This window comes from Allocoprobacillus halotolerans (assembly GCF_024399475.1).
Classification (GTDB): domain Bacteria; phylum Bacillota_I; class Bacilli_A; order Erysipelotrichales; family Coprobacillaceae; genus Allocoprobacillus; species Allocoprobacillus halotolerans.
In genome coordinates this window covers 2,244,000-2,266,668 of sequence record NZ_CP101620.1, presented here as the reverse complement: position 1 = coordinate 2,266,668, position 22,669 = coordinate 2,244,000, and the positions used below count along the sequence as shown (strand labels likewise).

The 22,669-nt window shown below is 32.5% G+C and carries 23 protein-coding genes; 1 reads left to right on the top strand and 22 read right to left on the bottom strand.

Annotated elements, in window-relative coordinates; genetic code table 11:
• Nucleotides 1-25 precede the first annotated feature (25 nt).
• From NMU03_RS13290 to NMU03_RS13275, 4 genes are all read right to left on the bottom strand, one after another.
• Nucleotides 26-751 (bottom strand): helicase-related protein, encoded by a 726-nt coding sequence (locus NMU03_RS13290; RefSeq protein WP_290138984.1) that lies wholly within the window; start codon nucleotides 749-751, stop codon nucleotides 26-28.
• Nucleotides 712-1,830, bottom strand: a complete 1,119-nt coding sequence (locus NMU03_RS13285) for a DEAD/DEAH box helicase (protein ID WP_290138982.1) — start codon at nucleotides 1,828-1,830, stop codon at nucleotides 712-714. Before NMU03_RS13285 ends, NMU03_RS13290 begins: the two co-directional genes overlap by 40 nt.
• A complete protein-coding gene (locus tag NMU03_RS13280; protein ID WP_290138980.1) occupies nucleotides 1,818-2,033 on the bottom strand; it encodes a hypothetical protein in 216 nt (71 codons plus the stop codon). Before NMU03_RS13280 ends, NMU03_RS13285 begins: the two co-directional genes overlap by 13 nt.
• Before the next feature lie 70 nt (nucleotides 2,034-2,103).
• A complete protein-coding gene (locus tag NMU03_RS13275; protein WP_290138978.1) occupies nucleotides 2,104-2,898 on the bottom strand; it encodes an AEC family transporter in 795 nt (264 codons plus the stop codon).
• Between the two features lie 270 nt (nucleotides 2,899-3,168).
• Between NMU03_RS13275 and NMU03_RS13270 the strand changes: the two genes are divergently transcribed.
• Nucleotides 3,169-3,915 (top strand): Cof-type HAD-IIB family hydrolase, encoded by a 747-nt coding sequence (locus NMU03_RS13270; RefSeq protein WP_290142347.1) that lies wholly within the window; start codon nucleotides 3,169-3,171, stop codon nucleotides 3,913-3,915.
• A gap of 36 nt (nucleotides 3,916-3,951) precedes the next feature.
• Here the strand turns inward: NMU03_RS13270 and pap are convergent, their stop codons facing one another.
• The 18 genes from pap to NMU03_RS13185 all read right to left on the bottom strand — a co-directional run bounded on the left by pap (nucleotide 3,952) and on the right by NMU03_RS13185 (nucleotide 22,508).
• Complete coding sequence (gene pap, locus NMU03_RS13265) at nucleotides 3,952-5,421, bottom strand: polyphosphate:AMP phosphotransferase (RefSeq protein WP_290138976.1); 1,470 nt, start codon at nucleotides 5,419-5,421, stop codon at nucleotides 3,952-3,954.
• 101 nt (nucleotides 5,422-5,522) lie between these two features.
• On the bottom strand, nucleotides 5,523-6,002 hold the full coding sequence (locus tag NMU03_RS13260) for a PHP domain-containing protein (RefSeq protein WP_290138974.1): 480 nt from the start codon (nucleotides 6,000-6,002) through the stop codon (nucleotides 5,523-5,525).
• A complete protein-coding gene (locus tag NMU03_RS13255) occupies nucleotides 5,948-6,409 on the bottom strand; it encodes a PHP domain-containing protein (protein ID WP_290138973.1) in 462 nt (153 codons plus the stop codon). Before NMU03_RS13255 ends, NMU03_RS13260 begins: the two co-directional genes overlap by 55 nt.
• The gene (locus tag NMU03_RS13250; RefSeq protein ID WP_290142346.1) at nucleotides 6,409-7,371 is read right to left on the bottom strand and encodes an ROK family protein; all 963 of its coding nucleotides are present in this window, start codon (nucleotides 7,369-7,371) and stop codon (nucleotides 6,409-6,411) included. Before NMU03_RS13250 ends, NMU03_RS13255 begins: the two co-directional genes overlap by 1 nt.
• Before the next feature lie 540 nt (nucleotides 7,372-7,911).
• Nucleotides 7,912-8,385: a type III toxin-antitoxin system CptIN family toxin gene (cptIN, locus tag NMU03_RS13245; protein ID WP_290138971.1), complete on the bottom strand. Its 474-nt coding sequence runs from the start codon at nucleotides 8,383-8,385 to the stop codon at nucleotides 7,912-7,914.
• Nucleotides 8,386-8,745: 360 nt separating this feature from the next.
• Entirely contained in the window at nucleotides 8,746-8,928 is a 183-nt protein-coding gene (locus tag NMU03_RS13240; RefSeq protein WP_290138970.1) for a hypothetical protein, read from the bottom strand.
• 353 nt (nucleotides 8,929-9,281) lie between these two features.
• The gene (locus NMU03_RS13235) at nucleotides 9,282-10,553 is read right to left on the bottom strand and encodes a transposase (RefSeq protein WP_290137744.1); all 1,272 of its coding nucleotides are present in this window, start codon (nucleotides 10,551-10,553) and stop codon (nucleotides 9,282-9,284) included.
• Nucleotides 10,554-11,105: 552 nt separating this feature from the next.
• Nucleotides 11,106-11,456: a type II toxin-antitoxin system PemK/MazF family toxin gene (locus NMU03_RS13230; RefSeq protein ID WP_290138968.1), complete on the bottom strand. Its 351-nt coding sequence runs from the start codon at nucleotides 11,454-11,456 to the stop codon at nucleotides 11,106-11,108.
• Between the two features lie 394 nt (nucleotides 11,457-11,850).
• Complete coding sequence (locus NMU03_RS17745) at nucleotides 11,851-12,045, bottom strand: helix-turn-helix domain-containing protein (protein ID WP_353956702.1); 195 nt, start codon at nucleotides 12,043-12,045, stop codon at nucleotides 11,851-11,853.
• A gap of 36 nt (nucleotides 12,046-12,081) precedes the next feature.
• On the bottom strand, nucleotides 12,082-12,267 hold the full coding sequence (locus NMU03_RS13225) for a hypothetical protein (protein ID WP_290138966.1): 186 nt from the start codon (nucleotides 12,265-12,267) through the stop codon (nucleotides 12,082-12,084).
• A gap of 642 nt (nucleotides 12,268-12,909) precedes the next feature.
• The gene (locus tag NMU03_RS13220; RefSeq protein WP_290138965.1) at nucleotides 12,910-13,569 is read right to left on the bottom strand and encodes a pilin N-terminal domain-containing protein; all 660 of its coding nucleotides are present in this window, start codon (nucleotides 13,567-13,569) and stop codon (nucleotides 12,910-12,912) included.
• Entirely contained in the window at nucleotides 13,550-14,398 is an 849-nt protein-coding gene (locus NMU03_RS13215; RefSeq protein ID WP_290138963.1) for a class C sortase, read from the bottom strand. The genes NMU03_RS13220 and NMU03_RS13215 overlap by 20 nt, the downstream gene beginning before the upstream one ends.
• A 9-nt stretch (nucleotides 14,399-14,407) precedes the next feature.
• A complete protein-coding gene (locus tag NMU03_RS13210; protein WP_290138961.1) occupies nucleotides 14,408-15,310 on the bottom strand; it encodes a SpaH/EbpB family LPXTG-anchored major pilin in 903 nt (300 codons plus the stop codon).
• 38 nt (nucleotides 15,311-15,348) lie between these two features.
• On the bottom strand, nucleotides 15,349-15,840 hold the full coding sequence (locus tag NMU03_RS13205) for a hypothetical protein (protein WP_290138959.1): 492 nt from the start codon (nucleotides 15,838-15,840) through the stop codon (nucleotides 15,349-15,351).
• Nucleotides 15,841-15,854: 14 nt separating this feature from the next.
• Complete coding sequence (locus NMU03_RS13200) at nucleotides 15,855-17,570, bottom strand: Cna B-type domain-containing protein (RefSeq protein ID WP_290138956.1); 1,716 nt, start codon at nucleotides 17,568-17,570, stop codon at nucleotides 15,855-15,857.
• 50 nt (nucleotides 17,571-17,620) lie between these two features.
• Nucleotides 17,621-19,753 (bottom strand): hypothetical protein, encoded by a 2,133-nt coding sequence (locus NMU03_RS13195; RefSeq protein ID WP_290138954.1) that lies wholly within the window; start codon nucleotides 19,751-19,753, stop codon nucleotides 17,621-17,623.
• Nucleotides 19,750-22,155, bottom strand: coding sequence for a hypothetical protein (locus NMU03_RS13190; RefSeq protein WP_290138952.1), 2,406 nt, complete (start codon nucleotides 22,153-22,155; stop codon nucleotides 19,750-19,752). The genes NMU03_RS13195 and NMU03_RS13190 overlap by 4 nt, the downstream gene beginning before the upstream one ends.
• On the bottom strand, nucleotides 22,104-22,508 hold the full coding sequence (locus NMU03_RS13185; protein WP_290138951.1) for a hypothetical protein: 405 nt from the start codon (nucleotides 22,506-22,508) through the stop codon (nucleotides 22,104-22,106). Before NMU03_RS13185 ends, NMU03_RS13190 begins: the two co-directional genes overlap by 52 nt.
• Nucleotides 22,509-22,669 lie beyond the last annotated feature (161 nt).

Here is a 22,669-nt window from a genome sequence, read left to right as displayed (position 1 = left end):
CTCCCCGTCTGTAAGTATAACATATTTAATCAACATATTCATTATTCACTTTCAATTTCTCTTGAATCTTACAAATAATCCCTTGATATTCATGTTTTTGAACATAGTCTTGAATAATCTTATCAGCGTCTTTTCTGGCAATAGACAAGATGGGAAAGTCTTTCATCAAATCAGCCACCAAAAAAGTTGGCAAACCACTTTGACGATGTCCTAAAACTTCTCCAGGTCCTCTTAATTTTAAATCATATAATGAAATTTCAAAACCATCATGACTTTTTTCTAAATATCTCAAACGTTCTTTAGCCTCTGATGTTGTAGATGAGCTCATCAAATAACAATAGGCTTGTTCTTTTCCACGTCCAATACGTCCACGTAATTGATGAAGTTGACTCATCCCAAAACGTTCAGCATTATAAATCACCATCATATTCGCATTTTTAACATCAACACCAACTTCTACTACAGTTGTCGAAACTAAAATTTGAATTGTATTGTTTAAAAAACCAGTCATAACTTTTTCTTTATCTTCTTCTTTCATTTGTCCATGTAAAAGACCAACCTGATATTGCGATTGAAAATATTTTTGCATTGCTCCAGCAATTTGGATAGCACTTTTGGCTTGTAAATTCTCACTTTCTTCAACCAATGGACAAATCACATAACATTGTCCACCACGTGATAGATATTCTTTTAAATCTTTTAATATTGGTTTCATTGATGAAGAAGAAATATAACGTGTAATGACGGGCAAACGTCCTTGAGGCATTGTTTTAATCGTAGATACATCCATATCCCCATACATCGAAATGGCCAAAGTACGCGAATTGGTGTAGCGCTCATAATCAGAAAATCGACTTGTTGTCCTTTATTTTTCAACGCTTTTCTTTGCATAACCCCAAAACGATGCTGTTCATCTGTAATCACCAGACCTAAATTACCATAAACTACTTTTTCTTGAAACAAAGCATGGGTTCCTACAATCATATCAGCCTCACCACTGATGATTTTTTGATAAACTTCCTCTTTTTCTTTGACTGATAAAGATCCTGTCAACAATTCAATATGAACATCTGTATTTTCAAAAAACTGTATCAAAGTCTGATAATGCTGGGTTGCTAGAATTTCTGTTGGTGCCATTAAAGCCCCTTGAAAACCTGCTAAATAGTTGGCATACAAAGCTGCTGAGCTGACAACTGTTTTACCACTACCAACATCACCTTGTAAAAAACGATACATCATATGAGGACTCTTTAAATCTTCAACGATTTCTTTAATAGATGTTTGTTGATCTTGTGTTAAAGCAAAAGGCAAGGAAAGTATCCAGTTTTGAAATTTTTCAATATCAAAAACTTTGGCTATGCCAATTTCTTGAATACGTTGTTGCTTAATCAGCTGCATCGTTAATTGAAACCTTAAAAATTCTTCATATTTTAAATATTTCAAAGCTTCTTGAATATCTTTTTTATTTTCTGGAAAATGAATACAATACAATGCATTTTCTTTACGTATTAGATGGTGTTGAATTAAATATTTTTCTGGAATAAATTCCTCAATTTGTTGATGTAAAAGATGGAGTGCTTTTTTTATATATTGCCGATAAGATTTTTGAGTTAATCCTTCTTTTAATGAATAAACAGGATAAATACCTCCCATATCCTTCAATGACTTAATTTTAATATCTGAAGCCGTAATACGGTGATGTTGACATTTTCCAATGATTGTAATCGTTGTATCTATTTTTAAATATTGCCTTAAATAATGACGATTAAAGATTGTTACTTGAAAATGTTGTAAATAACGATCTTCAACCTCAAAAGTCATTCTTGACATTCTTCCTTTAAAAAGATTTTTACTGGTGAAATGACGTTTGCTTCAATGATGATATGGTCATCTTCTTCAGTTGGATATTGTTCTTCAATAATTTCATAACGATAGGGATATTGGGTAATCAAATCTTCTAAAGTATGAATATTCATTTGTTCTAAAAGTTCTATACGTTTGGCTGTTGTCTTTAATAATCGAATATCTGTCATTTTCGCACCACCTGAGGTCTATTGTATCATAATTTTGAAAAAAGATACTCTCTCAATAAGAATATCTTCATTAAATAAAAATCAATAACAAAATAACCATACAAACAATGGAAACTATAATGCTTAAAGAATTAGTTGTTGCAGGCATATCACCACTATATCCTATTCTTTGGCTAAAAACAGCTGATACTGTGGATAAAGGGGCACAACAGGCCATGATTAAGATTTGCTTAGCAAGTATTGGTAATGGCAATGCTACAAAAATCAATCCTGCCACAAGTATAGTTCCAACAATTCTTAAAATCATAATTTTGATAACATGATAAGCTTCACTTGGTGAAACTTTAATTTCAAGCATCAATCCAATCATCATCATTGCTAAAAAGCTATTGCCAGCCCCAATCGTAGTAGCCATAGACAAAAGAAACGATGGAAATTGAATATGAAAAATAGCCATGATAAAAATCAACAAATAAACATCAAAAGGAATAGATGAAAAAAGTTTTTTAAACACTTCCAGAAGTGAAAATGAATTTTCACCACTGGCAACATGATCAGCCACTGCATAAGTGATTCCTAGTCCCATTAATGCATTTCCAATATCAAATGAACATAAATAAACAACACCCATGCCTGGAAAAAAGGCTTGCACAAAAGGTAAAACAAAATTTCCAATATTATACCCTGAAACATTAATCATATATGTTCCTTTTAAGATTGGACGTTCCTTAAAAGCAGCAAAATATCCTACACAAATCATCAATACATTAGAAAGAATCCCTACTGCAATCAAGATAAGAATCGTTGCATCTAAAGATATACCATTGGCACTTGTTAAAAGGGCACAGGGTAAAGTCACATTCATAATAATAGTTGCAAGAATATTCGCATCACTCTTTTTAAGACTTTTAACTTTTTAAGTGTATAGGCAATAACAATAATCAAAACAAAAGTTAAAGATGTTATAAAAACGTCAAACATGTTTGGTCCTCTCCTTCTCTATGCATTATAACATGTCTTGTATAAAAAAGAAAAAACAAGCAAAATATGAAAAAAATTTTTGTATTTATAGAAATGACTGCTATAATAAAAAAAGAATGAAGGAGGCAATTATGATTCAGGCAATTTTTTTGATATTGATGGGACTCTTGCAAGTTTTCAGACGCATCAAATCCCCTTATCTACATTTGAAACTTTAAAAACACTTAAAAATAACGGAATCAAATTATTTATCGCAACTGGTCGTGGCAAAGATGGATTGGACATTTTACAAGGTTTCCCTTTTGATGGCTACATCACTTTAAATGGTCAGTATTGCTTTACCGATGAAGAAGTCATCTATGAAAATACAATTGATTCACAAGATATTCAGAATTTATTAAATTATTTAGACAAGAAACCTTTTCCTTGTGGATTCACTGAAGAACATACAAAATATTTTAATATGCGTAATCATCTAGTTGATGAAATCCATGAAATCACTCATAATGATAATCATCCAGCTAGAGATTGTCGTGATGTTGCTCAACAAAAAATATATCAATGTATGTGTTTTGTAGATGAAAAAGAAGAAATAGAAGTATTGAAAGTGATGCCTCATTGTCATGCTTCAAGATGGTATCCAACTTTTTGTGATATTTCCCCATTAGGTGGATCTAAACAACATGGCATTGATCAATTTTTAAAATATTATCACATTGATTTAGCTCATACCATGGCTTTTGGTGATGGTGGCAATGATATACCCATGCTAAAACATGTTGCTTTAAGCATTGCAATGAAAAATGCGAATGATAAAGTCAAAGCTATTGTAGATTATGTGACAGACGATGTTGATCATGATAGTATTTATAAAGCTTGTAAACATTTTCAATTGTTATAAAAATAAGAATAAGGCAACAAACCTTATTCTTATTTTTTATCCAAGTCTTTTTTCAATCTCACGAATCACAATTTTCATCGCTTTAATACGAGCGTATTTTTTATCAACAGATTCTAGGACATACCAAGGGGCAAAAATCGTATTTGTTTTTTGCAGCATTTCCGTAATTGCATTTTCATATAAATCCCATTTTTCACGATTACGCCAATCTTCTTCAGTAATCTTCCATTGTTTTTCTGGTGTATTTTGACGTTCTGTAAAACGATCTAATTGTGTCTGATTATCAATCTGTACCCAAAATTTAATAACAATAGCACCCCAATCATGTAATTCTTTTTCAAATTCATTCATTTCATTATAAGCTCTTTGCCAATCATTTTCACTACAGAACCCTTCTAGTCTTTCTACCATGACACGTCCATACCATGTTCTATCAAAAATCGCAATATGACCATCTTTTGGCAAACGTTTATAAAAACGCCATAAATAATGTCTATTTAATTCACTTTTATCAGGAGCAGCAATTGGATAAACTGTATAACCTCTTGGATCAAGTCCAGAAGCCACACGTTTAATATTACCACCTTTTCCAGCTGCATCCCATCCTTCATAAGCAATCACAACTGGGATTTTTTTACGATATAATTTATTATGCAATTTCATTAATTTTTTACGACATTTCTTCAATTCTTTACGATATGTTTCATCACTGATGCCTACACTTAAATCATAATCATCCAAATGAATCATTTCTCTCATTTCAAAAACATTTTCAATCAATGGAGCATCTTGTTTTTCATGATCCAAACGTTCTTGAATGCAGCTCATTAATGTCTCTAGAACTTGTAATTGTGCCAATTTTTTATTTGTTGCATCAATAACATACCACGGTGCATAGCTAGCATTGGTATCATTCATATAATCATCATATAATTCCAAATATTCTTCATAATGTTTATTTTGCCATAAATCTTCATCACTGATACGCCACTTAGTATTTTTGTTTTTCAATAATTTACGCATACGCTCAGCTTGTTCATATCTAGAAATATGAAAAAAGAATTTAATCACAATATAACCATTATCAACCAAACTTCTTTCAAATTTTTGAATACTTTCAACACGTTGATGATATGTCTTTTTAGAAATTGTTTGATGCATATATTGTTTTGTAAGATCATTCATCCAACCATGATCATAAAAAGTTGCCATTCCATTTTCAGGAATACGTAAAAAATAACGATATAAAAATGGTCTACGACTTTCATCCTCACTGATTTTATTCATTGTTTCAACATTATAAAAACGAGGATCCATGTTTTGAATCACTTTTCCAAGTGTTGTTCCAATTCCTGATGCTCCCCATCCTTCAAATAAAACAACAACAGGTAATTTCTTTTCTTTTAATAACATCTGTTTTTTTGAAAGTTCAAGTTTTGCATTTTCTAAACATTCTTCAATATCGGGTGCAATTTCAATTTGTTCAAATTTATAATTCTTTAACATAATTTTCCTCCTACCTACATATTTTTATTTTATCACTTTTATGTAAGCGTTCAAATAAAAAGTAGAGGTTTAAAAAATAATACAACCCAAAGGGTGTATTACTAAATAAGATGATAATCTTTTAAAAGTTTTTCAATCTCTTGAGGATCTTGACAACCATTTTTTCCTAAATGGATAGCTGGTTTTGTTTTACCATGAAAATCACTTCCACAAGTATATAAAAGCTTAAGCTCTTTGGCTTTATTGTAGAAATATTCATTGGTTTCAGGTACATGATAACTTGAGAAACATTCCACTCCTTGTAAACCTAAAGCCACCATTTCATCAAACAATTCATATTTTCCTTTTAAATTATTACCTGGATGTGCTAAAACTGCAACGCCTCCATGTTGTTGAATTAAGGCAATCGTTTTTTCTAAAGTTGGAAAATGAATTTCTGTATAACATGGTTTTCCTTGTGCATAATAATCCCAATAAAAATTAACATAAGGGTTATCACTGCGCGCTCCACCTTCACGATAAGGTTTTAATAATTCATGATCAGTATATCTTGAATCATTAAGCAAAGCTTCTCCAAACATTTCACCGGTATAAACACCATTGCTAGAAAGTGCATCAAGTTGTTCTTTTTTAAATCAAAACCTAAAGCATTTGTGAGTTCTAACTTTTTCATACTGCAAGTAAGTTCTTGTTTTTCAATGTTTTCCCCTAGCTGATTAAAACACACATCATTATCAATGCCATAACCTAACACATGTAAATTCACACCTTTATATGTACAATCAATTTCAATAGCTGGAATATACGTCATGTTTAATGCTTTGGCATGTTTAGCTGCCTCCTTGTTTGCTTTTACCCAGTTATGATCAGCGATAGCCATGATTTGAATACCAGCCTCATGGCACATATCAACAAGTTCAATCGGTGTAAATTCTCCATCATCACTATAAAAACTATGCATGTGTAAATCAATGTAACTTTTCTTCATTATCTTTCTTCCTCCAATATTCCTTTTATACTCATTTGATAAAGTCCATCTTCTATAAGTGGATATAAATCTTTGACATGAATCATTCGTGGTTGATGCATTGTTGGGATTGTGGATAAATGAATCTTTTTAATATCATCGATTGCATCACTACAAACACCTATCATTTCAGGATTTAACACACAACAAAGTGTTGATAATTGTTTTTCTAATAATTCAGCTGGATTCTTTTTTAACATTTCATCCTGCATTTGTGGTGTGTAAAATGGCAAGAATCTCAGTTCTCCTGCAAAATGCGTAAATCCATTATAAAGCTTACCATTAACAATAATTCCACAACCAATATATTCTACTAACGGCTGATAAACAAGAATCATATGAGAACATTCTGGATAATGACAAGAAAAACCAATACTTGCAATATTGACATCATTTTCTAAAATCATTTGATGTTGGTAAAAAGTCTGAATAGACTTTTTAAAATCAAAATTTTCAAACTGTTCAAAATCACAGACACCAATCTTTCCTTGATAACAAACACCTGGAATACTTAAACTCATCATCTTAATGCACTTATCTTTATTTAAAATATCTTTTAATAATATCATTAATTCTTCTTTTGTTCCCTGTAAAGAAGATAAAGATTGTGTCATAATAATTTGATTTAATAAGTTAACATCTTGACAAATAAATTCATAACAATCTTCTTGTCTTTTTAATATGACTTTTAAAATATGATGGTAATCTTTATTTAAAACATATTGTTTAGATTTTCTTCCACCTGTTGAATCATTTTCACCAATAAAAAATATTTCTTCATTCTTTAATAATTCTTGCAAAATATTTGTTGTAGAGGCTAACGATAAATGTGTTGCTTTCGCAAGTTCATTCTTTGTCCAAACTTTTCCCTGATAAAAACACTTCCTTATTTTTTGAATATTCATGTACTTTAAATCATTCACTTTTGACAAATTATCACTCTTTTCTATTCTTTCGTCAAGTCTTATCGAAAGCTATTTTTATCATAACATATTTCTATGAAAATATATATAAATTTCAAGCATTTTTAAGAATTCTGCTTTTTTAACTTTATGAAAACCATTCATTTTATCTCATTGATTTTTCATCAATCATTGATGTTTGTTTAAGCATTTTTTAAAACAACATTTTCTTCTTCCATTAAACCCAAATAAAAATCATTAAAACATAATTTTCAAACATATCATATTCATTGTCAGAAATTTTCGATATTTAAAATATTGAATAATAAAAAAGCCTAAACAAAAAAATCAAACTTTTAATCTTCAATTGTATCATATATTATTTTACTCTATCCCCATTTTATAACTCTTATTCTAGAATTAAGTGATTTTAATTTTCGTCGATAAATACTAACTGCTTTGAATATTTGTATTGCCTATAATTTACTGTATTTGAGTAGTTTTTGAAAGTTTAAGATCCAGATAAAACAAGAAATTCAAAAATTTATAGGATCAAACAATCTAAATAATGTTTAATGTTTGCAGTATCTTATTTATATCAGTAAATATTAGTTTTACCCCTTTTCTACTATATAAAGATATTATTTTATTAAAATTATGTTTTAACTTATTTGATAATTCAATGGGCTTTTTTGTATTTTTATCTATATATACTTTTTCAAAATATTGTTCAGTAACTGGAAACATATTTTGTAACAATAAAGCCTTCTTTTCTCCTAAAACATATCCAAATTCGATAGTATCACAACCACCATATTTTTGAATGTTCTTATCATATATTTTCTGGTACTTTTCTATTTGATGAGAAAATGGTATTACCCAGTAGTAGTTACTTTGATCAATCTTGATAACACAAAAAGCAGGACGCCCATGCTTTCCATTTTCATCGTCTGGTTTATTGATAGACAAATTATTGTCTTGAACCAAATTAAAAAACGATTGTTTTATAAAATATAAATTTCCTAATTGAACCATAAAATTATACTCCTAAATAAAATGCCCCAATTAGGGGCAATTTGTACATTCGTCTTTTATATCCCGTACACGAATTAACGGATAATATTTGAACACTGGCCTTTTATATCCGCAAGCTAGCTAGCGGAAAATATTTGAACATCACTTTTCATTTAATAGTATGTCCAGATATAAATAAATATTCATCTATATCCTTCAATTTCATTTTAATGAGTATTGATTGATATTTAAGTCAATGATTTTCAATTTTACACGCTAATATTTTAATAGAATTATCGTACTCTATGAATATATCCTTACCTTTATTTTAGCTCTTGAGAGATTTAATTTTCTTAACACAAAAATGTTAAACTTCGCATACTACTTATTCTCACTTGCCAATAATCTTTTTACCGAAAGTTGATAATTGATATAGGCTCGTTTCCCACTCATAAAAAATACAAGTTTCTTCTCTTTGATTAATCTTCTCACAACTTTAATGCTCAATCCAGTTCTAGAACTAAATTGTTTTATAGCAAGAATATTCTTGTCATTATCTTCCATAGTGTCATCACTCCTTTATATCATAATCATAATTTGTAAATACATCATTCATAATATTTTCTAAGCATTCTTTTTAACTGTATGAGTCTACGTTTAATTGATTTTCTAATTGCACCTTCAGTACAACCCTCAATACGTGCTAGCTCTGCTTTAGAAAAACCTAAAAAATATACAAGATATATTCTTTTGACTTTCGGTTTTTTGCATTCTTTTTTGAAGGGTATGTCTTGTTGTTTATTGTCATAACCCTTGTTTTCTTATCTATATCATCTTTTTTGTTTTTATTCTCTTTTTATTGTAGCTGAAAAAGTGTCATTTTCATGACCTTTTTTATTATTTACTATATGTTCATTTTATAGTTTCAGTTGCAGCTGCCTGTATTCCTGCTTCTCTCTTATATTTTGAAACTCCTTGATTCCCTTTTGTGCATATTTTAATATTTCCTGTATTCCTTTACTAATCTGATAGCACCAGTAATATCTCTTTCCTTTAAGCGATTTGCTTCTCTCTATCATCTTTATGACCAGTAATTTCTTGTCTACTTTCTCTGCCAACAGTGTTATATGCCCTATATGCATCATCAATATCGTATTCAATACATTTATTGATTTCATTGTCCTTACTCTTATATTTTCAAAACCATACTGATTCTTTTTGAATCTGAATTTCTCCTCGATTCGCCACCTTGACATATATGCCCTCACTATCTTATGCACATCTCTTTTATTCCTGATCTCTCTATTCGTTAAAAGCATCATCGGTTTTTCTTCACTTAATCCATACACAATGACTAGATTTAATATCCTTCCCTTTTGTGATGGCAGTTCCACTCTCGTATGTGATACATAGACTTCACTGTCTTCCTTAGAAAAATACATGTTCATCTTAATCTTGCCTTTTCTTCTTTTGGCGATTTCTCCTACTTTCTTTGGCTTCCCTTTAAACAATAATGTTCTATTTTCTTTGAGTCTGATGATGAAATCATCTGCATTATGATTTTCATCTATGAAGTAATCATAAAATACATTGGCATCATATCCTCTGTCACATACAAATGTACATCTTTCAGTAATGAGAGATTTGACATATTTTATGCTCTTTATTGTTTCATCGTTCATTGACCTGAATCCTTCACTTTCAGTTGAATAGATATGGCTATACAAAGATATTGGATGATGTTGATCCTGTGTGAGGGCAGTTGCCTCACATACATGGTATCCAGGATAAATGTCATCCTTAAGTGAGGAAGCATCCCTGACCATACAAAGATCTTCAAATTTTCTTCCATATTTTTTGATGATTTCACTGTTATCAAGTAAAATGATCCTGTCTTCGCTAAGATGCTTGATAACCATATCATTATAATTGGATTTCATTTGGTTCATTGCTTCATCATCAAATTGAGCCAAATGATTGGATAATCTGTCAATTGTATAATTGAGCTTGATATTTTCATCAAGAGCTCTGGCAATATCGCTAAGTAGAACACTTTGACTTCTTGCAAGACCAAACATCATGTCCATGACAAACTTGGCAGCAGGTTTATCAAGACTGTCTGATAATTTATTAGAAAAATTGACAATTTCTCTTTTCGTTTCATATAGATCTGTGGTAAAATAACTCATGGAAAATCCCTCCTAAATTTTGTTTATTGATCTAAAATTATTATAACATTTAAGAGGTTGATTTTCCTTATAAATAAAGCAAAACAGGCAATTTGTGAATAACTTTTTACCTGTTTTTTATTTTTTTACCGAAACTCAAAATATTCTGTTACTTTGTCGCAATGGTAACTGATTTAATGCTAAAAATATAATTTCTTTCATATCCTTTAAATGTATTAAATTAAGTAGACTTTCATAATTTGCTTGTTCGTTGCTAGTACAATCCAAATTAATTAACATATTTCTTTCCTTTTTCGCAATACTTTATATACATTATCCTCAACTTCAACTAATATATCTTCTTGATAAGTATCAGGATATAGGTATTTTAAATTAATTCGTTTCATCTATAGGGGAATTAAAACAATATCTATATCCTCATTATAAACTACGATATTTTTTTAATTCGTTTATTAAATTTTCTTCTTGCTTTAATTCTATTTTCTTAATTCTTAGCATATCCTCTTCACCTACTTTCTTTATGTATCTGCTATTATCATTAATTCATTAAAATCATTTTTTAGGAATACCTAAACTGATCAATATACGCTTATCTAGTATTTTCATAAATCTTGGTGATACACTTCCTATATGCTTAATTAGTCTAGTTTTATCTATGACTTTGATTTGCTCCATCATAACGATAGAACGATATCTAAGACCAGCTGAATCAGGAATATAGTAATGGGTAGGTAAGTGGTGCTTATATTGATAACGACTTGTGATGCAAGCAACAATAACTGTTGGACTATATTTATTTCCTTTATTATTTTGTATTACTAATACTGGTCTAACACCAGCTTGTTCAGAACCATAACTTTCACTTAAATCAGCTAGATAAATCTGCCCTCTTTTAATTTTCATTTTTTACCTCCTATGTAAAACCAGACTCAAAATTGAATCTGGTTATTTATCATATGAATCATTGTTTTCTATTTTTCCCTGAATACCCGAAAACATTAAGGATACTATTAGACAAGCATTAGCACTGCTTTCACAGGAATTTCACCTTTGTGTGGTATCTCACACAACTTCATTACAGGAGTATCATTATACCTAATAAATTTCATTGCCAAACAATTGCTAGATGTTTTTACAGTTCAATCTTATTCGCTCTCATATCACTGGTCATGGCGTATTGACTGAAAGGCTCATTTAATAGGAACGTATCTAATAGTTGTTATTTTGTTTTCAAGGAACTGTCTGAAACCATTTCATCAATTGGCTTCACTATATATGCCATGAAAACATCTTTTTTTCACATTTTTAAAAGTTTTTTTACTTTTTTTATTTTACGGTAGATTGAACTCATAGAAATACCTAGAATTTGTGAAATTTCTCGAACGTTATAGCCTTGTTGCTTTAATAAAATAATATTTGATACAATTGGATCGGCATGTTTTAAATATTCAAATAATGTTTCATTTTCTAACTGATCTAATACCTCTTCTATTGAATAAAGATTTTTCTGTCATGCACTGGCTGCATATCAAAAAATATCTTTTGTAACATTTTGATTTCGTCTAAATCTTCGCTCTGCATTAAACTGTTTCAAATCAAATTCATGTAATTCTTCTATTTTTTGTTCGTTGAAATGATGCTGTCTTAAAAGCTTTTCCTCTTCATCTTTCCATTCTTTCCAACGCATGTACTCTTTTTTATAATCGTAATCCATATGATAATCCTCCATTTACGTAAAAGATAAACTATTTAGAATAGGAGGACTGCGACATCTAATTTTAAACTCCATATTATACTTTCAAAATAATTACATCATGAGCATAACAATAATTGTCTAATTCATCATAAGTATCTGGAAATACTGAAATTCTAGTAGAGTAATTTACAAAAAAAACTGTGGTTTCTTTTTCTATGATAGAAGTCATAAATCTACTCATTTTAAATGAATCCGTCCATTTCCTCTTTAAAAATCTTTTTGCACTAACAGTGATCATATGATTTTGAATAGCAGAGACTTTTAGTTCATTCACTTGATGACTGCATAGGTCCCTAAATAATTTCCTCCTCATATTTAATTGATAAAAATTGAAAAAGGAGGAGCACGATTATTGTTCATAACTTTTCTCTCCCTTATAGTTATGAATTCGCTATTTAATTCTAGAGACTTTTATAGCCCCACATAATTAGAAAGATACTTATGGGATAGACTGTGTCTAATCATGGTAATTCTAAAAATGTTTTCTACACTTTATCTATTACCCAAAGAATAATGTCTTTATAAAATATCTCCATATATAGCAGTATTAACTAAAAAAGGGTAATGCTATTATGAAGCAACTACCCTTGATTAAAACAATTATTTTTTTCGTTTTCTTGTAACACTTAACATAGCTAATCCTGAAACTAACAATAATACTGTCCATAATATTACATTTGTATTATCGCCTGTTCTTACCGAACTATCTGGAATATTAGGAGAAATAGGAATCTCATTATCATCTTTCTCAATAAATTTTGGCTTAGAATAGACATTAAATACTTCATCACTATCCTCAACCATAGGTACGGATAGTAAAAACGGTTCCGAATAATATTTACTATCCTCTTTTTCTTTTTGAGAAACGAAATATAAACCTAAATTTAAATTAGAAAATTGAACGATTCCATTCTTATTCGTACTTTTTTCATCAGTAAACGAAATATTCTTACTTTTCATATATGCTTGTAATTCATAACTCACTTCTTTCATCTGTGATGCATTCATATTTGTCGAAATCTTCTTAAAATATTTAAAATCACCAACATTGACAACTTCTCCGCTAACAACATCCGCAACTTTAACAATCTGAAATGGCACATCACTAAGTTCAATAACTTTACCATCATCAAGATAATGAGCACACAGAGAAATGGAGCCTATATTTTCTTTAGCAAAAACTGTTCTTGTAGGCAAAAAGATAAATAACATACAAATGATTATGATTTTTAAATGATTTTTATTTACTAACCACTTCATGTTTTTTCCTCCTTACCTTCCATAATAAAAAGATTAGTGCTAAAACTGTAAACCCAATGAGAAGAATTTGAATTTCAAACGGTATATGAATTCCGTTATTAACTTCATTGACTTGTTCTTTAATCGCTTTTTGATAATCAATCCTTGTTCCTCTAACTAACAATCGATGAGTATTGACAGAATAAGGAGTACAAGTAATCAATGTTACATAGTCTTTTCCATCTACAATTTCAAGATCTTTTGTTTCTGTTGGTAAAACGATCTTGATTTGATCAATTTTATAAGCACTTGTATTTCCCAGCACTTCCATATAGAAAATATCTCCGATTTCTAACAAATCTAAATCCGTAAACAAACTGGAGCTTGGCAAGCCTCTATGACCTGATAAAGCCACATGGGTACTCTTACCCCCAACCGGTAAAGAAGTTCCTTGTAAATGTCCGACTCCTTTTTGTAAGACCTTGTCTGAAGTAGTATGGTAGATTGGTAATTTAACGTCAATTCTAGGAATCTGAATATATCCCATGACTCCATCACCATTAGAATTTAGCAAACTCATATAATACTTATCTACTTTTTCAATACTCATAAAAGGATCATACAATTCCTCTTTTCCTATCAAAGAGGAATTGTATGCTTGTGCTTCTTGAAGCATTTTATTTTTTGTCTCTTGATCCAATCCTACAATAGATTTTTCATACGATTGAATAACTTTGGAGCTATGAATTCTTGACAAATAATCACTAACTGTGGGATAGAGCAATACACCAACAAAAAACAATAATGCTATGATCCTAATTCCATCAAAAATTCTCTTTTTCCTACTCATAAGTATAGGTTATTTCTTTTCATGTAATCTATTCTTTTTATTTGACTTCATAAATGAATATCCTACTGCTAAGATTCCACCTACACCAACAACGGTAAATAACACAGTACCCATTCCACCGGTTTCCGGTAATAAAGAACCTTTATTGTTCTTTACAGTCACTTCATTTCCACTTACGGTAACATCAGTTCCGTTATTATTAGACGTTGCTTGAATCGTGATTGTTGTAGGATTATCTAATTTGTTATATCCATCAGGTGCTTTGGTTTCGACCAATGTATAAGTTCCAGCATCTAAACCGGAAATAGTAATGATACCTTTAACACCATCATTACCATTCGGTGACTCCAGTGTATCTGTAGCATTTAGAGCATTTTTAATAGCTACTCTATATTTTCCATCTCCAAGTTTCACAAATTTAATTGGATCACCGCTCGCAGCATCTCCTTTATACAATTTAAATTGTGCTCCTGCTAGTTTTTCACTACCATCTTGATTTGTCTTTGTAATAGTTAACTTATGTGTTCTTACAATGACTGTATCAGGAGTTCCCTTATCTAACTGATTTGGATCATTTCCATATTCGACATTTGCAGTATTGGTTTCTTTATCCTTTTCAACTGCTTTTTCATTTAACACTGCACTATATTCGAATACGATAGCTTCATTTGCTTGAGCTTGATACTTAATAAAATCCTTGATTTTAATGGTAATTGTTTGATCTGCAATTTCTACTGTATAATTAGTATCTTTTGTAAGTACTTGATTACCAATCGTAACTTTTTCGTTCAATGTATCTGCTGATACGGTTAACCCTGAACTCATTGTATCTGTTAATTGGAAGTGGTACTCAGTATATCCTGTCATATTTGGAACCATAGATTCCACCTTGAATCGAATAGTATCTCCCACCTGTGCAGAAGTCCAATCATTTCCATTAACGGTTTTATCTACATCAGGTTTTTTCCTTTTAGATAAACGTCTTGGTTTGCTTTTGCTACGGTTGTAAACATTGGAGTAAAGCTTTCATCACTTGGAATAATAACATAATAACCTGTATCTAATGCACTTGTAGTATATGTTTTCGTTCCTTCTTTTCCAGTTAATGTTGCAACAGGTGATAATGATTTAGTTTTAACATATTCCTTCACTTTCGTTTGAAATTCTGCATTCTTTACATTATCTCTAATGTAGTTATATGCCTGTTCATCAGTAACATTGCTACCTAGATTGGCATTTGTTACAAAGAAATCTTTAAAATCACTACCGATTGTATACGCTGCTGCTGTTCCATCTGCTGTAACAGTGGCATCCATCATCTTATAAACTTTAAATGTTACTCCGTTAACATTGTGTTTTCCTGTGTGTAGGGTGATTGTTCCTTGTGTTGCGCACGAATACATTTGTTGCCATTGAAAACATAACAAAAAATGTAAACGCAATTGTTCCTAATTTTTTAAGCATATTTTTCATTTTTCTTTCTTCCTTTCCTTAAACTATACAATACTGCTCCTATACCTATCATTCCTATAAGGGTAAATGCTAATGTTCCTATCCCACCTGTATCCGGTAAAAACGGAATATGTGAATTGGTAATCGTAATAGTGAATCCATCTTCTGAACTCTCGATTGTTGTCGAATAGCCATCTACCGCTTTTTCAGTTAATTGATAGGTATAATAAGCTTGCGTACCATCATCTAATACTTTATAGGCTTCTAATCCTTTCACAGTCTCTCGCCATATATTTTGCATATCATCTGATGGTGTTACTATAATCGTCTGTTCAAATTGTGCATCTTTAATCTCTGAACCATTTTCTTTGTATGTTCTTGTTAAAAGAAGTTCGATTTGAGCTGGGCGAATATTTTCAAAATTGCCAAAATCTTTCCAAATCTTGTTGATTGTTAAATTGATTAACTCATCGCAAGGATCTTGCATATCAGATGGAGGTGGGGATAAATTTTCCTCATTCTCTGATGTTTTTTTATCTTCCATCAATACTGCTTTCGCTGATGAAACATAAACCCCTGCATCTTCTGTTATATCAACGCTAGAAAGAATAGCATTTTTGAACTTATCATATATATCTATATCTTTAATATGTGAGATTACAAACTCATTCCAATTCTTATTGGATAATTCTGCAGTTATCGTTTTACTATCGACTATAAGAGAAGTTAAGTCATTATGATTACGATAAACACGATATCCATTCTGATTTCCTTCGATATTTTCAACTGTATTAAAATCGTATGCTGAATCTAAAGAAGTTTTACCAGCGAACGGACCGACCTTATCTCGAATACCACGAATGGTATCTGCATAATACATTTGATTATTTTCAAACAATCCTTCATCGTTATATCCTACAAACCCACCGGCATGACCTTTTTCATGTGTACCGTCTTTTTCATCATTTGCACCACCACCAAAAACATCATAGCCAATTGAAATTCCTGTAACTGAAGAATGTTTAATACTTGTACGATTGGATTTAATTAGACTAATATTGATATTTTTCTTATCTTCCTCGCTTATATGATTTCCCTCTGTATTGGTACAAGGCACCTCAATATAACTGTCTCCAATGTGAATTTGGGCTAGATCACTTGTTCCATCTCCGTTATTTTTTACTAAAGCAACCGAAATCGGTAATCCTAGAAGAGTTACAGAAAGTGTTTTGCCATCACTTAGCAACTTGACTTCTAAAAGTTTTCCCAATCCTATATCAATTGCACCTAAGTTTTCTAAATTATCAATATATAAATAATCCAATAATTTATTTACAATACTCAAAACGGGATCTAGCAATGTGTTGGAACCTGCATCAATATCTGCTAGGTAAGAGAATGTCGTTCTTCCAACAAATCCACCGGCAATTTGATCACTACTTACTTTCTTGATATTTGTAACATGGCTATCATCTATTTTTGCAAGATCCGCAAGTCCTGTAAATCCTCCGGCAATGCTTTCTTTTCCATTTTTTGAATTGACAATAAAGCCTGCTTGTATTCCTTCAACCTTACAATGATCGCAATGTGAACCAAAGTTATCCAACACACCAGCTGTGGCATTTAATAAGCCACTAAGTGCTCCTCCGGTGCTTGCTTTATCTAAATCAACAACACCGCTTTTTCCAAGATGCCCGATGAAACCACCGGTATAATTCAATGCATTCACTTGATTCAGATTCGTAACGCTTGCATTTTTTACAGACCCATTTAATAAGCTTCGCCAAAACCACCGGCATTTCCTGTTTGTACTATGTTTTCAAATGCTCCTGCTTCGTTTTGGGTATTGGCATTAACGCTTAGTCCATTCTCCGTTGAACCACGCACTGATGCATGATAAATATACGTTCGGAAAGCATCCAGTACATCCAACTCACCAAGCTTAATGAGACCTAAAATACCATTTGATGCATTGTCTCCTACTTCAGCGACGGCTGCCACATCTGCTAGTCCAAAGAAACCTCCGACATGTTCCCCGCCGATTACTTTTCTTACGTTGTTTACAATCAATGAATCTTGATTGCTATCTTTATCTCCTACTACCGCTCCACTTATATTTCCTGCAAAACCGCCACTTGCATAGGTATATTGTGTGTTTGGATCGTTACCTTCTTGGTATCTTCCATCAATAGTAATACCCCAAGGATCCCATGCATCTACTTTCGCATATTTTATTGTAGATACCGTTGCATTTAATAAAGAAGCTAACTTATCCGGATTTCCTAAAATAGGCTTTAATAATATTGGAAGCAAACCACTGCTTGATCCAACATTTACTTCAGCAGCACTTCCTGAAAGGATACTTCCGGCAAATCCACCGATTGTATTTGTTCCCTTGACTGTTTTTAATTTCTCAATGGAACAGAAATCATCTATCTCTCCTTTAATTTGACCACCAATGATAATTCCTGCGAATCCACCGGCATGACCTTGCTGGTTATTTAAATCCGTTCCGTTCGCAAGAATCGTTGCTCCTGAACGATAGCCATAAGCAGAGGAAGTATTGATTACCGGTACGAATGTCTGCAACACCGGTAAGGAGCCTACAACATCAAGATCTCCTATTTGAATGCCACCGACATTGGCTACACCGGCACTTGACATCTCACCGACAAATCCACCACTGCTTCGATAAGCAGTAACTAATTTTATATCATGTGCATGTCCAGAAGTTACAACTCCTCCGTCCATTCTTCCAACATAGCCACCGGCACTGCCACCTTGGGTTGCCAATGTACCAACGACTTCTCTAGCAGCCTTAACATCATATCCATAAGCATATTTTTCAATAATTTCATTTAACTGTTCTTGCGTATCTACTTTACCTATCTCTTGTAGTTGTTGACCGTATGCTCCATTGATTCCGACTGCTCCAACCCAAGCATTCCATACATCAACGGTTAATTTTCTTAATGGACCATATACTGCTGTGTTTGTTTCCGCAGAATAAACAGCCCCAAGTGCAGACAGTGGATTGCTGATATTGATAATACCAAATAATACATTCAGATTTCCGGTATCTGCAACATTTGTATTTTCTGTTCGACCGCTGAAACCACCGGCGAATTCATATCCATAAACATTTCGAATACGTACTGCTGCATTTTCTTTTAAAGCCGTAGGTTTCTCGTTATTCCATTCTCTGTCAGACATTCCTTCGATTCTTCCACCTAGGTTATGTCCAACATACCCACCAGCCAATCCTCTTTCACGTATTCCATCACTAGCAGCATCAGCACGAACTGCACCACCACATGGAACAGATGTTGTTTCTGAATTGTATATCATCGGAATAAACGATTGAAGAACGGACAACAGATTTCCTTCAACATTTAACAATCCACCTAATATTTTGGCATCTCCTACAACGCTTGCCACATCTCCCGGTTGCATTCTTCCAACATATCCACCGGCTGTTTCTTGACCGATAATATATTCGAAATTATAAGCATTGCAATCCTGAAGTGATGAACCATCAATCGCTCCGGCATATCCTCCGGCATGACCTTGTAAATCATTGCCATCTTTGAAGTTCGCAAGTACGGAATATCCCCCAACTGCACCTGAAACATTCGAATGTTCAATTTGAGATGCTACAACATCCAACGCTTGCGTTACATCATTTAAACCTAAAATATCTCCAAGAACACCTAATCCCGAGCCTAACGCAGCTGAGCTTCCTATATCTAATTTACCAACATACCCTCCGGCATATCGCAATCCTTTGATTGCATACTTTGATTGATCAGAAAAATAGGAAGAACCATCACTGCTATTTAAATCACTTGGTGCTTTGACCGTTGTATGTTTTAACTTCTCAACATGCGAGTTGCTGATTTTCAATCGCTTCCATATCCGACATAACCTCCGGCACTACCGGAATTGCTGTCATCTTTATTTATTGCGGTTACTTCAACAATAAGTCCTTTTGAAGAAACGCCTGCTGAATGAATGATTGGGATATAAACATTTAAAACACTTAACAGGTTACTGGCATTAATATTTAAGAGTCCATTTAAAATGGATAAATCACCGGCTGTCGCTAACCCACCTGAATAGATCTTTCCACCAAATCCACCGGCATAATATGTACCTTGGACATGGAATATATTCGATACTGCATATGGATTCTCTAAATCTTTGTTATTTATATTTCCACTTTGCATTTCTCCAATAAAGCCACCGGCATACGCTGCACGTACCTGTACAGCCTCTTCAGATTCCGGCTGATACTCCACTGTTGTGTTTTTAAAATCAGATACCAGATATGGAACAGCATTCAATAAGCCATCGATTCCTAAAAGCTTTAATGCCTCTGTATCCTTATTAGCAGCATCGGCTAAGCCTCCGGTTTCCGTTGCACCTGCAAAACCACCGGCATATCCGCTTATCTCATCAGCTGTTACATTTTTTAATGTTTTTACGTGAGAATTGCGAATGTGTACACTTGTTGATTTTCCGATAAACCCACCAACATAATGTTTTGTTACATCAGCATCCGATGTCCGTCTTCCTAATGCCTTCACTGTAAATCCGTTTAGTGTTCCTTTTACATTACATTCGTTAATATCTAATACAAGTCCTTGTGCTAGATTCAGCAGGTTTGATATTTTAACTAAACCAAGTATATTCAATGCCCCGGTTTCAGCTAAACTTCCGGTTCCACCATAGCCTACAAATCCTCCGGCATAATTGTTTGCTTCCACTTTTTGAAGTTCACTGATCTGCACATTCGAAACTTTTCCACCCATCGCTTTACCTGCAAAACCACCGGCATAATCCTGGGTTGCATGAATAATTCCCGGTGTATCAATGCTCGATACTGTTATATTTTCAATTTCAAATCCTAAGAAATTTCCGATTCCTAAAGTTGTATTTAAGAGTCCCCCGGCACTTGCTGTTTTTGCTTCTCCAATGACTCCACCACTACAAGCTTGAACGGAAATTTCTTTTAAATTAGATATTGTATTTTTTCTTCCTAATACTGTGTAATTTAATTTATCGATAAGATTTTTCCAAACATAGGATTTTGTTTCTAAGTCAGAAGAAGAAATAATTTTAACTCCATCGCCTTGACCAACCATACCTCCGGCATACTTATCTTTTGCTTTCACCGTTAACGAACCTGTTATTTCATTTCCAGCTAAAACACTTGGACTAATACCTGTTAAAGACAGTAGTACGTTTTCTTGATCTTGCGTTAATAGTCCACTTAGTAAATTCCCCAATAATCCCGTTAAGTCTTTTCTACCGGTATAAAAATCTTTTAACGCAATAGATTGCCCTAAAGCCGCAATCCCACTTATTCCACCAGCATAAGAATGAGCTGTAATATTGATTGTTCCAGATACAGTACCATCAACAATAAAGCTGTTTGCCAATGCACCGCTGATACCGCCACTATAGCTTTCATTTGCCTGAACATTTAAGTTCTTGGTTTCTACACGACAATTTAATAAGAATGTATTCAGCTGGAATGCATTAAACAATTCTATACCTAAACCATTTAATACACCCACCAATTCGGCATTTGCACTATATCCTGCAAATCCACCTGCCATATTCTTTCCTGCTACAGCTAAGCTGTTTGCTTTGATTGAAGAATTTTTGATTTGTGTTCCAACTGCTTTTCCAACAAAACCACCTTGAAAATTATATGCTGTATTTCCAACGGATAAATCTTTACCACTGTTATCAAGGTGAGAATTTGAAATGATTGGACTTTTATAGCCTGTCGGGATAAGCTTACTTAAATCAATAATGTTTCCATCTAAAAGTACCTCAATCAATGTACCTAAATCTACAAATGGAATAATATTTAAGAGTTTTTCTAAAATAGTTGTTACATCCCCTAAAGCATCCTGTAAATTTCCATATTCCGTAATTCCTTCAACATGCCCTACAAAGCCACCGGTTAAGTCATTTACATTACTTATCTTTATTACATTTTCTACAACACAATCTTCAACAGATACATCACCACTAATTCTACCTGCAAATGAACCGGTCGCAAAAACGCTTGGATCTCCATCGCCATTAGGATTTAGTAAATTTCCTAACACATCTCCAAGATTTCCTAACAAACCGCCTAAAATTGGCTTCAAAATATCTAAAAGTCCTTGTATCAATCCTCTATGATCCACAATATCACTAGTTGCATTTGTCACGGAAATATTTTGAAGTTTTATATTCTTTACAGAAACATGATGACCAGCGACACCCATTGTTTTCGTAGACTTTGACATGATACTTCCAAAAAGCCCACTCCTGATTGTTTTTTTATGTCAATCGGAGAAGTTTGATTCACTGTAATATTAGAAATGACAGGCTGACTTGTATTTACGATTCCGCCATCCTTCCATAAAGTACTTTCAGCATTGCTATCTTCAGAAACAGCACCGACCATTGTGCCACTAAACATCAACGGCTTCCAATCAACATTATTCAAGTCAATATCTCTAAAAATAATATAATTCGCATCACTAGAATACTTTAAACCTGAATATTCTGATTTTAAAGTTGATTCTGAAATATATGTTCCATTTTGACTATCATAACCTAAAATTTCATGATCTCCTCCCAATAAGCTCCCTAACAAGCCTCCTAAAATATCGTTAACACTACCTAGTAAACCGTTTTCGTTTAAGAAATCTACATTCATCAATTCGGTTATATTTCCTTCAAAGTATTTAAAATTTATACTATCCGATTTATCCAATTTCAACGTTATATCCGTTTTGAAATCGCATCTCCCGGATA

Bases quoted from the DNA above. Each gene is read 5' to 3' on its own strand.
- NMU03_RS13285 (WP_290138982.1), bottom strand. From the start codon at position 1,830: ATGTCAAGAATGACTTTTGAGGTTGAAGATCGTTATTTACAACATTTT.
- NMU03_RS13280 (WP_290138980.1), bottom strand. From the start codon at position 2,033: ATGACAGATATTCGATTATTAAAGACAACAGCCAAACGTATAGAACTT.
- NMU03_RS13275 (WP_290138978.1), bottom strand. From the start codon at position 2,898: ATGAATGTGACTTTACCCTGTGCCCTTTTAACAAGTGCCAATGGTATA.
- pap (WP_290138976.1), bottom strand. From the start codon at position 5,421: ATGTTAAAGAATTATAAATTTGAACAAATTGAAATTGCACCCGATATT.
- NMU03_RS13260 (WP_290138974.1), bottom strand. From the start codon at position 6,002: ATGTTTGGAGAAGCTTTGCTTAATGATTCAAGATATACTGATCATGAA.
- NMU03_RS13255 (WP_290138973.1), bottom strand. From the start codon at position 6,409: ATGAAGAAAAGTTACATTGATTTACACATGCATAGTTTTTATAGTGAT.
- cptIN (WP_290138971.1), bottom strand. From the start codon at position 8,385: ATGGTTCAATTAGGAAATTTATATTTTATAAAACAATCGTTTTTTAAT.
- NMU03_RS13240 (WP_290138970.1), bottom strand. From the start codon at position 8,928: ATGGAAGATAATGACAAGAATATTCTTGCTATAAAACAATTTAGTTCT.
- NMU03_RS13235 (WP_290137744.1), bottom strand. From the start codon at position 10,553: ATGAGTTATTTTACCACAGATCTATATGAAACGAAAAGAGAAATTGTC.
- NMU03_RS13230 (WP_290138968.1), bottom strand. From the start codon at position 11,456: ATGAAAATTAAAAGAGGGCAGATTTATCTAGCTGATTTAAGTGAAAGT.
- NMU03_RS13225 (WP_290138966.1), bottom strand. From the start codon at position 12,267: ATGGATTACGATTATAAAAAAGAGTACATGCGTTGGAAAGAATGGAAA.
- NMU03_RS13220 (WP_290138965.1), bottom strand. From the start codon at position 13,569: ATGAAGTGGTTAGTAAATAAAAATCATTTAAAAATCATAATCATTTGT.
- NMU03_RS13215 (WP_290138963.1), bottom strand. From the start codon at position 14,398: ATGAGTAGGAAAAAGAGAATTTTTGATGGAATTAGGATCATAGCATTA.
- NMU03_RS13190 (WP_290138952.1), bottom strand. From the start codon at position 22,155: ATGTCAAAGTCTACGAAAACAATGGGTGTCGCTGGTCATCATGTTTCT.